Genomic DNA, 13,174 nt, shown 5'->3' on the forward strand with positions numbered 1-13,174 from the left:
GTCCCTTACTGCGCGGTGTACAGAATCACTGCGGCGGTCACCAGCAGGTTCAACAGCGTCAACGGCAGACACACTTTCCAGCCGAACGACAGCACCTGGTCATAGCGTGGACGCGGCAGCGCAGCACGAATCAGGATAAACATCACCATAAAGAACGCTGTTTTCAGAGCGAACCAGATGAATGGCGGCAAGAACGGACCGTGCCAGCCACCGAAGAACAGCGTCACGATCAGCGCTGATACGGTGGTGATCGCTACGTATTCACCCACGAAGAACAGGCCGAACTTCATACCGGCGTATTCGATGTGGTAGCCGTCCGCCAGCTCCTGCTCTGCTTCGGGTTGGTCAAATGGATGACGGTGACATACCGCTACGCCCGCGATGCAGAAGGTAAGGAAGCCAAAGAACTGAGGAATGATGTTCCACAGATGCGCCTGGCTTTCGACGATGGCATTCATGTTGAACGAGCCGGCTTGCGCCACCACGCCCATCAGTGACAAACCAAGGAACACTTCGTAGCTCAGCGTCTGCGCCGATGCACGCATCGCACCCAACAGTGAGTATTTGTTGTTACTCGACCAGCCCGCGAACAGCACCGCATACACCGCCAGACCCGCCATCATCAGGAAGAACAGCAGACCAATGTTCAGGTCGGTGACCATCCAGGTTGGCGAAACCGGCACAATGGCGAAGGCCAGCAGCAGTGATACGAAGGCGATAACCGGTGCCAGCGTAAAGATGAAGCGGTCGGTAAACGGTGGAACCCAGTCCTCTTTAAAGAACATTTTGATCATGTCGGCAGCCAGCTGCAGCGAGCCGCCCCAGCCAACACGGTTCGGTCCGTAACGGTTCTGCCACAGGCCGAGCAGACGACGCTCGGCGAAACTCATGAAAGCACCGCAACCGACAACCACCAACAAGATGACCAGCGCTTTGCCGATGTTGATCAGGATTTCAATAACGTCCGGTGTCAGCCAACTCATTGCGCGGCCTCCTGCAGTTTGTCAATTTGCGCACCTGAGAGGAACGGTGGCACACCCGGCATACCGAGCGGTAAACCAACCTGCCCTGCTTGCAGCGACGCAGAGAAACGTACCGGCAAGCGCAGTGTTTCGCCCGCACAGACCAGCTCAACGGAAGCACCGTTATTGACGCCCAGTTTCTCAGCATCAGCCGGGTTAATCACCAGCGTGGCTGGTGACATGCGTTTCTGGAAGGTGGTTGAACGCTGGGTCATCTCCTCGCTACCAAACAGCTGGTAGTAAGGTGCGACGCGCCACTGGCTGCCTTCAACAAAGCTTTCCGGAATCGCGGTAAACCACGGCAGCGAACGATCGCTGGCTTCGAACAGACGTACGCCTGGATCGCCATGACGCAGTTTGCCGCCCACTTCTGCCTGGAACTTGTTCCATGCTTGCGGTGAGTTCCAGCCTGGTGCCCAGGCAAATGGAATCTGCGAACGCGGTGCGCTTGGTTGGTTGTTACCTTCCATGGAGAAGGCAAACATGGTGTCTTTATCTTGCGGCTGACGCGGTTCATGCACGCTGATGTTGGCGCGCATCGCAGTACGGCCACTGTTACGGTGCGGTGAACGTGCCAGTTTTTGACCACGGATACGGAAGCTGGCGTCTGGCGCAGCATCCTTAATGCCTTTCAGCTGTGGCAGCGCCGCAACGGTGGCATCAATCACGTGATCCAGCTGAGTCCAGTCGATGTGACGGCTTTCAACCGCGCTGTGCAGCGAACGCAACCAGCGCCAGCTTTCCAGCATCACTACGCTGTCATCATAATAAGCGGGATCGTAAACCTGGAAGAAACGCTGCGCGCGGCCTTCGTGGTTGATTGAGGTGCCATCGCTCTCCGCGAAGCTGGCGGTGGAAAGCACCAGACCGGCTTTTTCCAGCGTGGCGGTACGTTGATGATCGACCACAATCACGTTAGCGGTAGTATCCAGCGCCGCATCGACTTTGGCTTTAGGTGCATGACGATAGAGATCGTTTTCCAGCACCACCAGCGCATCGGCTTCGCCTTTACTCAGCTGTTCCAGCGCGCTATCCAGCGATTGGCCGCCCATTAGGCCGAGGCCAAAGCTGTTTGCCGCACCCGCGAGGAAGGTAATACCGACATCGGCACCACGCGCTTTCAGCGCTTTCGCCACGTTAGCTGCGGCTTCAATCATCGCGATGCTACCGGAATGGGTTCCGGAGATAATCAGCGGTTTTTTCGCACCTGCCAGCGCCTGAACCACTACATCAACCTTGCCGTTGAGTTTGCTGTCGAAGCCGCTAACTGCCGGCGCGCTTTCATCCAGCGCATTGGCAATCGCGAAGCCGAGACGCGCCTGATCTTCCACCGGAGCGCGATAGCTCCACGCAGCGATATCATCCAGGCGGGTTTCGTCGACGTTGGTGACGAACAGCGGATGTTTGGCGTGCTGACCGATATTAAGGATGGCCGCGATCTGCCAGTCAGCCACTTTCTGCGCCGCTGCCATCTCACGTGCTTTGCCTTTTACTGCCTGACGAACAGACAACGCCACGCGCGCGCCGACCTGAGTCAAATCTTCACCCAGCACCAGCACCGCATCGTAGCTTTCAATTTCGCGCAGTGATGGCGTGTAGATGCCGCCGTCCTGCAGGACTTTAAGCATCAGCTCAACGCGAGCCTGCTCACCTGCTGGCATACCGGTTGAGAAGTTGGCTGCGCCAACCAGCTCACGCAGCGCGAAGTTGCTTTCAATGCTGGCGCGTGGCGAACCGATACCGATCACTTTTTTCGCCCGACGCAATACATCCGCCGCCGCATTCACCGCTTGTTCAGCATTCAGGCTGACCCAATCGTTGCCGCGTTGCTGGACTGGATGACGTGGACGATCTTTGCGGTTGACGTAGCCGTAACCGAAACGACCGCGATCGCACAGGAAGTAGTGGTTTACGGTGCCGTTGTAACGGTTTTCGATACGACGCAATTCACCATAGCGTTCGCCTGGGCTGGTATTACAACCCACGCTGCACTGCTGGCAGATGCTTGGCGCGAACTGCATATCCCATTTACGGTTATAGCGTTCAGAGTGCGTTTTATCGGTAAATACGCCGGTCGGACAGATTTCCACCAGGTTACCGGAGAATTCGCTTTCCAGCGTGCCATCTTCCGGGCGACCAAAATAGACGTTGTCGTGAGCGCCATAAACGCCGAGATCTTTGCCGTCAGCATAATCTTTGTAGTAGCGCACACAGCGATAGCAGGCGATACAGCGGTTCATTTCATGCGAAATGAACGGACCGAGATCCTGATTCTGGTGGGTGCGCTTGGTGAAGCGATAACGACGGAAACTGTGTCCGGTCATTACCGTCATATCTTGCAGATGGCAGTTACCACCCTCTTCGCACACCGGGCAGTCGTGCGGATGGTTGGTCATCAGCCATTCCACCACGCTTTCACGAAACTCTTTGGCTTCGCCATCGTCGATGGAGATAAAGGTGCCGTCTGACGCTGGAGTCATGCAGGACATGACAAGGCGACCGCGGGTATCTTCGGCATTCTGGAATTGCTTCACCGCGCACTGGCGGCAGGCCCCTACGCTTCCCAGCGCCGGATGCCAGCAAAAATAAGGAATATCAAGGCCCAGAGAGAGACACGCCTGTAGCAGGTTGTCCGCTCCGTTCACATCATATTCTTTACCGTCTACATGGATTGTAGCCATAGTGAACATGCTTCCGTAAGGCTCGCCCTAAGACGAGCGTTAAACATCTAATTCTTTCCCCACGCCATTTCGGCGTGAGGTGAGTTCCGTGTACGGCGGCTGATTACCAGCGCGCTTTCAGCAGGTTCGGCTGAATACCGCCGATGGCTCGGGTATTGCCAAACACCTGCGGCGCAATGCCAGCTTCAAACTCTTCACGGAAATATTTAATCGCGCTCTGCAATGGCTCGACGGCGCCCGGTGCGTGGGCACAGAAGGTTTTACCTGGGCCAAGCTGGCGGCAGAGTTGCTGCAGGGTTTCGATATCACCCGGCTGACCTTTCTTCTGCTCCAGCGCACGCAGGATCTTCACGCTCCATGGCAAGCCATCACGGCACGGCGTACACCAGCCGCAGGACTCACGCGCAAAGAACTCTTCAAGGTTACGCACCAGCGAAACCATGTTGATTTCGTGATCGACCGCCATCGCCAGCGCCGTACCCAAACGGCTGCCGGCTTTACCAATGCTGGCAAATTCCATCGGCAGATCGAGGTGCTGATCGGTAAGGAAGTCAGTTCCTGCGCCGCCTGGCTGCCAGGCTTTGAATTTTAAGCCATCGCGCATGCCGCCAGCGTAATCTTCGAGGATTTCACGCGCGGTGGTACCGAACGGTAATTCCCAGACGCCAGGATTTTTCACGCGGCCGGAAAAGCCCATCATTTTGGTGCCGGTGTCTTCGCTGGTAGAGATGTTTTTGTACCAGTCAACGCCGTTAAGGAAGATGGCAGGCACGTTCGACAGCGTTTCCACGTTGTTAACGCAGGTCGGCTTGCCCCACACGCCAGCACTGGCCGGGAATGGCGGCTTAGAACGTGGGTTAGCACGACGCCCTTCCAGCGAGTTGATCAGCGCTGTCTCTTCACCGCAGATATAACGACCCGCGCCAGTGTGGACGATCAGCTCGAAATCAAAACCGGTGCCGAGAATATTCTTGCCGAGATAGCCCGCTTCGGTGGCTTCCGCAATCGCGCGACGCAAATTGACGGCCGCTTCGATGTACTCACCACGTAAGAAGATGTAGCCACGATAAGCTTTCAGCGCGAACGCACTGATCAGCATGCCTTCCACCAACTGGTGCGGCAATTGCTCCATCAGCAAGCGGTCTTTATACGTGCCCGGCTCCATTTCATCGGCATTACACAGCAGGTAACGGATGTTCATGGATTCGTCTTTCGGCATCAGACTCCACTTCAGGCCAGTGTTAAAGCCTGCGCCACCACGACCTTTCAGACCTGAGTCTTTGACCGCTGCGACGATTTCGTCCTGGCTGAAATCTTTCAGCGCTTTTTCAGCACCGACATAACCGTTTTTACTACGATATTCATCGATCCAAATTGGCTGCTTGTCGTCACGAAGACGCCAGGTCAGCGGATGCGTTTCGGCAGTACGAATGATCTGTTTAATGGTCATTGATACTGCTCCAGCAAGTTGGCGATGCCTTCAGGCGTCAGATGAACGTGGGTATCTTCATCCACCATCATGGTTGGCCCTTTATCGCAGTTACCGAGGCAGCAAGTGGGCAGCAGCGTAAAGCGACCATCCGCCGTGGTTTGGCCCGGCTTGATGTTCAGCTTCTGCTCCAGCGCATCCTGAATCCCCTGATAACCCGTGATGTGGCACACCACGCTGTCACAGTAGCGAATGACGTGACGGCCAACCGGCGTGCGGTAGATTTGGCTATAGAAAGTCGCCACACCTTCAACATCACTGGCAGGAATGCCCAGAACGTCGGCGATAGCGTTAATCGCGCCATCTGGCACCCAACCGCGCTGTTTCTGCACGATCTTCAACGCTTCGATCGAAGCGGCGCGTGCATCTTCGTAATGGTGTTTCTCGTGCTCGATAGCGTGGTGCTCGGCCTCGCTCAGCACGAAGACCTCTGTAGGGTCGATGGTGTGAATAGCAATTTTTTGATCGTGCATAATTAGCGGTCCACGTCTGACATAACAAAATCGATACTACCGAGGTAAACGATCAAGTCGGATACCAGGCTGCCGCGGATCACCGATGGGATCTGCTGCAGGTGCGGGAAGCTCGGCGTACGCACGCGGGTGCGATAGCTCATGGTGCTGCCATCGCTGGTCAGGTAGTAACTGTTGATCCCTTTGGTCGCCTCAATCATCTGGAAGGATTCGTTGGCTGGCATAATTGGGCCCCACGAAACCTGCAGGAAGTGAGTGATCAGGGTTTCAATGTGCTGCAGCGTGCGCTCTTTCGGCGGCGGCGTTGTCAGCGGATGATCCGCTTTGAACGGGCCTTCAGGCATGTTGTTCAGGCACTGTTCCAAAATGCGCAGTGACTGCCACATCTCTTCCATTTTCAATTGAACGCGGGTATACGCATCACTGATGCCAGCGCCAACCGGAATCTCGAAATCGAAGTTTTCGTAGCCTGAATACGGACGCCATTTACGCACGTCAAAATCTAAACCGGTGGCACGTAAACCAGCGCCGGTGGTGCCCCACGCCAGTGCTTCATCCATGTTATACGCCGCAACGCCTTGCGAACGGCCCATCAACACGGTATTGCGCAGTGCGGCTTTGTCATACTCTTTCAGACGCTTCGGCATCCAGTCGAGGAAGTCGCGCAGCAGACGTTCCCAGCCTTTCGGCAGGTCATGCGCTACGCCGCCGATGCGGAACCACGCCGGGTGCATACGGAAACCGGTAATCGCTTCAACCACGTCATAAATTTTCTGACGGTCGGTAAAGGCGAAGAACACCGGCGTCATCGCACCGACGTCCTGAATAAAGGTGGAGATATAGAGCAGATGGCTGTTGATGCGGAACAGCTCAGACAGCATCACGCGGATCACATTGACGCGATCCGGCACGGTGATGCCCGCCAGTTTTTCCACCGCCAGCACGTACGGCATTTCATTTACGCAGCCGCCAAGATATTCGATACGGTCGGTATACGGAATGTAGCTGTGCCAGGATTGCCGCTCGCCCATCTTCTCAGCACCACGATGGTGGTAGCCGACATCGGGAACACAATCGACGATCTCTTCACCATCCAACTGCAGAATGATACGGAACGCACCGTGCGCAGACGGGTGGTTTGGACCGAGGTTGAGGAACATGAAGTCCTCGTTGGTAGTGCTGCGCTTCATGCCCCAATCTTCAGGCTTGAAGGTCAGCGCCTCCATCTCCAGATCTTCTTTCTGCTTAGTCAGCTCGAAGGGATCGAACTCTGTGGCGCGCGCCGGATAATCTTTACGCAGCGGATGGCCTTCCCACGTCTGCGGCATCATGATGCGCGTCAGGTGCGGGTGACCATTGAAAGTGATGCCAAACATCTCCCAGGTTTCGCGCTCATACCAGTTGGCGTTGGCGAAAATTTTGGTGATGGTTGGCACATTCAGATCGTTTTCAGATAAAGCGACCTTGAGCATGATGTCGCGGTTGCGTTCAATTGAAAGCAGATGATAGAAAACGGAAAAATCCGCGGCGGGCAAACCGGCGCGGTTAGTGCGTAAGCGCTCATCAAAACCGTGCAAGTCATAAAGCATGACATACGGCTTTGGCAGCTTGCGCAGGAATTCAACGATTTCTAATAGTTGTTCACGCTTTACCCAGACAACCGGAATCCCGGTGCGGGTAGCCTGAACGGTAAAGGCATCCGGCCCAAAACGGTTACGCAGCTCGCCGACCACTGGGTCATCCAGGTGATCGCGGGTTTGCCATGAAGGCTGTGCGAGATCTTGCGTGGTTAAATCAGTCATACGTTACTCACCATTCCGGCCTGTAATCAGGCGCTCAAAAGAAGGCGTCAGGATGGCGGCGCACATTAAATTGTGATGTTCTGCTGTGGCCGTGGCTCCATCCGTGTACGGGAAGCTTAAACTTCGTCTGGCGATCTCAGATTGGTGACGGCAATACGCTCGCCACGCTTTCTTTCACGCTCTGGCTGCATGTTGGCGCGATAAACACCCTGATCACCTACCACCCAAGACAGTGGACGACGCTCTTTGCCAATCGACTCACGCAGCAGCAATAAAGCCTGCATATACGCTTCTGGGCGCGGCGGGCAGCCAGGAATGTAAACGTCAACCGGCAGGAATTTATCCACGCCCTGCACCACCGAGTAAATGTCGTACATGCCACCCGAGTTAGCGCAAGCGCCCATGGAAATCACCCATTTAGGCTCCAGCATTTGGTCATATAAACGCTGAATAACCGGTGCCATTTTGGTAAATGGCGTACCGGCGATCACCATGAAGTCAGCCTGACGTGGCGAGGCGCGCATAACTTCAGCACCAAAACGTGCCACGTCGTGCACCGCGGTAAAGGATGTGGTCATTTCCACGTAGCAACAGGAAAGGCCGAAGTTATACGGCCAGAGAGAGTTTTTACGACCCCAGTTCACCATGTCATGCAGGGCATGCTCGAGCTTGCCCATGTAGACGCTGCGGTGAACATGTTGTTCCAGCGGATCGGTAACCGTTTCCTGTTTCTGCAGAGGATAACGATCGTTATCGCCGCCCCCGTTCGGGTCTACGCGTGTCAGCGTGTAGTCCATCTTATTGCCTCGCTTTTACTGCTTATGAGGGTTGGTGTGGCTGTGACTGACCGGGACAGATTTGACCACTACGCGACGACGCGCAGGAGCCCAATCCAGCGCACCGATGCGCACCAGATAAACCAGGCCTGCCAAGAGCACCAAAATGAAAATTGCGGCTTCGACAAAGCCGACCCAACCGCTTTCGCGAATGGACGTCGACCATGCGTATAAATAGAGGGCTTCGACGTCGAATATGACGAAGAACATCGCAACCAGATAGAATTTTGCAGAGAGGCGAATATGAGTATCACCGACCGACTCAATACCCGATTCGAACGGGGTGTCCTTGTGACGCGCACGGGCACGACCACCTAACAACCAACCACCGGTCAACATAAAGGCACACAGGCCGAATGCGATAACGATAAAAACAATAAATGCCCAGTGATGAGCGATCACTTCTGTAGTTGTCGACATACTCTTTGCTTACTCATCAAAAGTGGTGATGGCATCCTGCTCTGTTGCAGCAAACACACCACATCGATTCAAGGGAAGGATAAAAAACCTTATAAACTTTGCTGTCATTAGCAATAAAGCAGCAATTTTATAGGGGTTTTTACTCCTTTCTATAACCTTTTGTCAACTTTGACAAAAGTATCCAAACATTATTTTACAGCTGCATCATATTATTAACATTCAACCCTCGAAGCGCCAGCTAAATCGCTTCAGTTTGTGAGGTTAATTTTAGTGTAGCGGGTATTCACATGCGTGGATCGTGCATTTAACAATCATATTTTGACAGGTCTCGCCCGAGATTCCCCCCCCTTATCAGGGGTATTTTTTTGATCTAAAGCACATAACTGGGTTTTATGCTGCAAAAAACAGCGAAGTGGATGAACAAATGCCCTGGTAAAGTTGGCACGAATTGATAAAACCATTCCAAAATAGATAAAAATGGAACACGTTTCATTTTTAAGAATGAGATTGAAATAAAGTCGAGGGAATTACATTTAAAGCGGCAACTAGAATGGTAAAAAAAAAGCCTTAGCCGGTAATTACCACGCTAAGGCCCATTTTTATACGTTTTAACAATTAACTGGTATTCCATTTGCGAGGAATTACCAGCAACTGTAACCCTTACTCTTCGTCATCCAGCAGCAAAGTACCGTCTGGATTAGCGCTCAGATTGTAAGGATCATTGGTAGACTGCATGGCATTGAAGATGGCCAACGCCAGTTCGTTATCGCTGTCTGGATTACGGCACAGCAGATATTGGGTATCCGGCAGCACTGGCAAACCTTCTGCAGCGCCCATCACTCGCAATTCTGGGCTCATCATCTCGACTGGACGCGCTGTCACACCCAAGCCAGCTTTAACCGCCGCACGAACGGCAGCCAGTGTAGAAGCAACATACGAGATGCGCCACGGAATGCCAGCTTCGTTGAGGTGATCAATCGCCATATCGCGATACGGGCTTGGCTCATCCAGCAGGACCAAAGGAATGGCTTCCCCGCGCTGGAAGATATAATCTGCCGCGCAGTACCACAACGTTGGCGAAGTACGCAGTACCTGATGAGTAAAGTTTCCTGGGCTGGACGTCGTCACAACCAGATCGACTTCACCTTGATTAAGCATTTCCATCATGAACGGGTTGCGCTTAACACGCACATCAATGGCCAGCTTCGGATAGACCGACGTTACGCGGTTAAGCAGGAACGGCAGAATGGTATCTGAGGTATCATCTGAAGCGCCAATGGTCAGAACGCCCTGGATGTTGCTGTACATTAAAGAGGTGCAAGCTTCGTCATTAAAACGAAGGATTTTCCTGGCGTAACCCAGCAGTTGAATGCCATGCTCCGTCAGCAATTTATTACGTCCATGTCTGGCAAACAGCTCTTTACCTACCAATTGTTCCAGACGTTGCATCTGCTGGCTCACTGCTGACTGCGTTCTGCACACGGCGGCAGCGGCTGCTGCAAAAGTGTTCAGATCGGCAACGGCAACAAATGTACGCAGCAGATCGAGGTCGAGATTCAGTATCGGACGATTTGCATTAGTCATGTTTTTTCTTCACTTATAAGATTTTTTAAAACTACTACCCTGGTGTATTACCCGACTTATCAAAGAGATAAGAGGCAATGGTGCTTAATGACAGCCCTGTGTGGAGCTGCCATGAAAAAATTTTGTCAGGCGGATGCCGACGATCGCACCACTCTGAGATCAGAGCAGCGTCGTCATTATAGACAGCAGAACTTCTGGGCCGAAAACGTATGTCGTACAGGTGCTGGAAGCTGCGTAGTTGTCTATGTATCCCGCGTAAAGTCCCTGCGGGTTAAAAAGAAATAACATCATGTTATGTAGATGCGAAGCGATAAAGTGCATCAAATAATAAATTATACTTAATCATTTTTACGTTATAAATGGAAATGTTTTTGTTCAAAACATCGCAATTTTTGACCAAAAGCCTTTCCGCACAGATCCTGCCATAACGCTGCTCTTTTTTTAAGCCCCCCAGGTTCTGAATCTTGAGCATCAGCGTTAAAGTGACAGTGCAAATGCTATTTTAAGACTGTTTTACACGATATTAGGTCCGTTACTGACGCTTAATCTCGCCCTTGATAAGTGAATAAGAATGCACTTCATTTTAAGACGCCAGCCAGAGCTTAATCATTGCCAGACATTTTTTCGCCATCTAACAAGAATCACTTAACTATTTCGTTAGGTCGCTATTCTTTTTTTGCACCAATAGTGACTGAAAAATTTCTGAATAGTCTCCTGTGGCGATGGAAGAAGGCATTTACACGTCCAGCCCACCTTACCAGTTTTTAATCTCACTTTTTTTCGCATTAGTGGATTAATGAACCAGATTAATCGATTTTCAATGACTTTTACGCCATATGGCGAGAGAAAAAATGGCAAACGCGCCAAAACCAAGCGCTACCCTTCTTTTGTTAAGGTGAGAAGAGTAAATTGGGCAAGTTTGATTTTTGGTGGCAGGTTAAAGGACTCTGCCCGTAAAGGCGGTAAAAATGAATTTTCAAATTGATAAATCCGGCAAGCTGGAAAATGTCTGTTATGACATCCGTGGGCCGGTACTGAAAGAAGCTAAACGTCTCGAAGAAGAAGGCAACAAAGTTCTCAAACTGAACATCGGCAACCCTGCCCCATTCGGTTTTGAAGCACCTGATGAAATCCTGGTGGATGTCATTCGCAATCTGCCGAGCTCGCAAGGTTATTGCGACTCGAAAGGGCTGTATTCAGCGCGTAAAGCGATCATGCAGCATTACCAGGCGCGTGACATGCGCGATGTCACCGTCGAAGACATCTATATTGGTAACGGCGTATCTGAACTGATTGTGCAAGCGATGCAGGCATTGCTCAACAGCGGCGATGAAATGCTGGTGCCTGCGCCGGATTATCCGCTGTGGACCGCCGCGGTTTCGCTGTCGAGCGGCAAAGCAGTGCATTATCTGTGTGATGAATCAGCGGGTTGGTTCCCTGACCTGGATGACATTCGTAGCAAGATCACCCCGCGTACGCGTGGCATTGTCATTATTAACCCGAATAACCCGACCGGTGCGGTTTACAGCAAAGAGTTGTTACTTGAGATTGTTGAAATTGCGCGCCAGCACAATCTGATTATTTTCGCCGATGAAATCTACGACAAGATTCTCTACGACGAAGCACAACATCATTCAATTGCTGCGCTGGCTCCCGATCTGCTGACCGTGACCTTTAACGGCTTGTCGAAAACCTATCGCGTGGCGGGCTTCCGTCAGGGCTGGATGGTTTTGAACGGTCCGAAGAAACATGCAAAAGGTTACATTGAAGGACTGGAGATGCTGGCGTCGATGCGCCTGTGTGCCAACGTTCCGGCACAACATGCGATTCAGACCGCGCTGGGTGGTTATCAAAGTATTAGCGAATTTATCGCGCCCGGCGGGCGCTTGTATGAACAGCGCCAGCGTGCGTGGGAATTAATTAATGATATTCCTGGCGTCAGTTGTGTGAAGCCGCAAGGTGCGCTGTACATGTTCCCGCGTATTGATGCCAAGAAATTCAACATCTTTGACGATCAAAAGATGGTGCTGGATTTCCTGCTGCAAGAGAAAGTGCTGTTGGTTCAGGGCACCGCGTTCAACTGGCCGTGGCCGGATCACGTACGCATTGTTACACTACCACGCGTGGACGATCTGGAAATGGCCGTCAGCAAGTTTGGTCGTTTCTTACAAGGGTATCGCCAGTAAATTGTGACGCGTATACTGTTCGCATTTCGGGGAAAAGATATCTTCCCCGCCGTGCGAACAGGAACCGTCCATGACTCGTAGCCATTTTTTCGCCCACCTTTCCCGTCTTAAACTGATCAATCGCTGGCCATTGATGCGCAATGTACGCACTGAAAACGTCTCCGAGCATAGCTTGCAGGTGGCGATGGTTGCTCACGCGCTCGCCATCATCAAAAACAAAAAATTTAACGGCAACCTCAATGCCGAGCGCATTGCCATGCTGGCGCTCTATCACGATGCCAGCGAAGTGCTGACCGGAGATTTACCGACGCCAGTGAAGTATTACAACGCGCAGATTGCCCACGAATACAAAAAGATCGAGAAGATTGCGCAGCAGAAGCTCATTGATATGCTGCCGCCCGAACTGCAGGACGCTTATCGTCCGCTGATTGATGAACATTTGCATACCGAAAGTGAGCAATCCGTGGTGAAGCAAGCGGATGCACTTTGCGCCTACGTGAAGTGTCTGGAAGAGTTGTCGGCAGGTAATAACGAGTTTCTGCTAGCCAAAGCACGCCTGGAAAAAACCCTTACGCAGCGCCGTTCACCGGAAATGGATTATTTTGTTGAGGTGTTTATTCCCAGCTTTAGCCTGTCGCTGGATGAAATATCACAAGATACGCCGCTGTAAAAAAACGGGCC

11 protein-coding genes are annotated in these 13,174 nt (G+C 52.4%); 3 read left to right on the forward strand and 8 right to left on the reverse strand.

All coding sequences use genetic code 11. From position 1 onward, the window contains the following. Window positions 1-5 precede the first annotated feature (5 nt). From nuoH to lrhA, 8 genes are all read right to left on the reverse strand, one after another. The gene (gene nuoH, locus ACXIZX_RS12815) at window positions 6-983 is read right to left on the reverse strand and encodes an NADH-quinone oxidoreductase subunit NuoH (RefSeq protein ID WP_479404304.1); all 978 of its coding nucleotides are present in this window, start codon (window positions 981-983) and stop codon (window positions 6-8) included. Then, a complete protein-coding gene (gene nuoG / locus ACXIZX_RS12820; RefSeq protein ID WP_036648501.1) occupies window positions 980-3,703 on the reverse strand; it encodes an NADH-quinone oxidoreductase subunit NuoG in 2,724 nt (907 codons plus the stop codon). Before nuoG ends, nuoH begins: the two co-directional genes overlap by 4 nt. A 103-nt stretch (window positions 3,704-3,806) precedes the next feature. Further along, a complete protein-coding gene (gene nuoF, locus ACXIZX_RS12825; protein WP_176519213.1) occupies window positions 3,807-5,147 on the reverse strand; it encodes an NADH-quinone oxidoreductase subunit NuoF in 1,341 nt (446 codons plus the stop codon). Window positions 5,148-5,149: 2 nt separating this feature from the next. Further along, window positions 5,150-5,665, reverse strand: a complete 516-nt coding sequence (gene nuoE, locus ACXIZX_RS12830) for an NADH-quinone oxidoreductase subunit NuoE (RefSeq protein ID WP_008105146.1) — start codon at window positions 5,663-5,665, stop codon at window positions 5,150-5,152. A 2-nt stretch (window positions 5,666-5,667) separates the two neighbouring features. After that, a complete protein-coding gene (nuoC, locus tag ACXIZX_RS12835) occupies window positions 5,668-7,467 on the reverse strand; it encodes an NADH-quinone oxidoreductase subunit C/D (RefSeq protein ID WP_008105149.1) in 1,800 nt (599 codons plus the stop codon). A 116-nt stretch (window positions 7,468-7,583) separates the two neighbouring features. Continuing rightward, the gene (locus ACXIZX_RS12840) at window positions 7,584-8,264 is read right to left on the reverse strand and encodes a NuoB/complex I 20 kDa subunit family protein (protein WP_008105151.1); all 681 of its coding nucleotides are present in this window, start codon (window positions 8,262-8,264) and stop codon (window positions 7,584-7,586) included. Window positions 8,265-8,279: 15 nt separating this feature from the next. Further along, entirely contained in the window at window positions 8,280-8,723 is a 444-nt protein-coding gene (locus tag ACXIZX_RS12845; RefSeq protein WP_007889316.1) for an NADH-quinone oxidoreductase subunit A, read from the reverse strand. 660 nt (window positions 8,724-9,383) lie between these two features. After that, window positions 9,384-10,307 (reverse strand): transcriptional regulator LrhA, encoded by a 924-nt coding sequence (lrhA, locus tag ACXIZX_RS12850; RefSeq protein WP_007889314.1) that lies wholly within the window; start codon window positions 10,305-10,307, stop codon window positions 9,384-9,386. Window positions 10,308-11,103: 796 nt separating this feature from the next. Here lrhA and ACXIZX_RS12855 point away from each other — a divergent pair. The 3 genes from ACXIZX_RS12855 to yfbR all read left to right on the forward strand — a co-directional run bounded on the left by ACXIZX_RS12855 (window position 11,104) and on the right by yfbR (window position 13,163). Continuing rightward, window positions 11,104-11,292, forward strand: coding sequence for a hypothetical protein (locus ACXIZX_RS12855; protein ID WP_139221411.1), 189 nt, complete (start codon window positions 11,104-11,106; stop codon window positions 11,290-11,292). After that, complete coding sequence (locus tag ACXIZX_RS12860) at window positions 11,276-12,493, forward strand: pyridoxal phosphate-dependent aminotransferase (RefSeq protein WP_008105154.1); 1,218 nt, start codon at window positions 11,276-11,278, stop codon at window positions 12,491-12,493. Before ACXIZX_RS12855 ends, ACXIZX_RS12860 begins: the two co-directional genes overlap by 17 nt. A gap of 70 nt (window positions 12,494-12,563) precedes the next feature. Beyond that, window positions 12,564-13,163, forward strand: coding sequence for a 5'-deoxynucleotidase (gene yfbR / locus ACXIZX_RS12865; protein ID WP_008105157.1), 600 nt, complete (start codon window positions 12,564-12,566; stop codon window positions 13,161-13,163). Window positions 13,164-13,174: the final 11 nt, after the last annotated feature.

This window comes from Candidatus Pantoea symbiotica (assembly GCF_056491525.1).

Coding starts and splice junctions, on each gene's coding strand:
- ACXIZX_RS12845 (WP_007889316.1), bottom strand. CDS start 8,723: ATGTCGACAACTACAGAAGTGATCGCTCATCACTGGGCATTTATTGTT.
- nuoC (WP_008105149.1), bottom strand. CDS start 7,467: ATGACTGATTTAACCACGCAAGATCTCGCACAGCCTTCATGGCAAACC.
- nuoG (WP_036648501.1), bottom strand. CDS start 3,703: ATGGCTACAATCCATGTAGACGGTAAAGAATATGATGTGAACGGAGCG.
- ACXIZX_RS12840 (WP_008105151.1), bottom strand. CDS start 8,264: ATGGACTACACGCTGACACGCGTAGACCCGAACGGGGGCGGCGATAAC.
- ACXIZX_RS12860 (WP_008105154.1), top strand. CDS start 11,276: ATGAATTTTCAAATTGATAAATCCGGCAAGCTGGAAAATGTCTGTTAT.
- ACXIZX_RS12855 (WP_139221411.1), top strand. CDS start 11,104: ATGAACCAGATTAATCGATTTTCAATGACTTTTACGCCATATGGCGAG.
- yfbR (WP_008105157.1), top strand. CDS start 12,564: ATGACTCGTAGCCATTTTTTCGCCCACCTTTCCCGTCTTAAACTGATC.
- nuoE (WP_008105146.1), bottom strand. CDS start 5,665: ATGCACGATCAAAAAATTGCTATTCACACCATCGACCCTACAGAGGTC.
- lrhA (WP_007889314.1), bottom strand. CDS start 10,307: ATGACTAATGCAAATCGTCCGATACTGAATCTCGACCTCGATCTGCTG.
- nuoH (WP_479404304.1), bottom strand. CDS start 983: ATGAGTTGGCTGACACCGGACGTTATTGAAATCCTGATCAACATCGGC.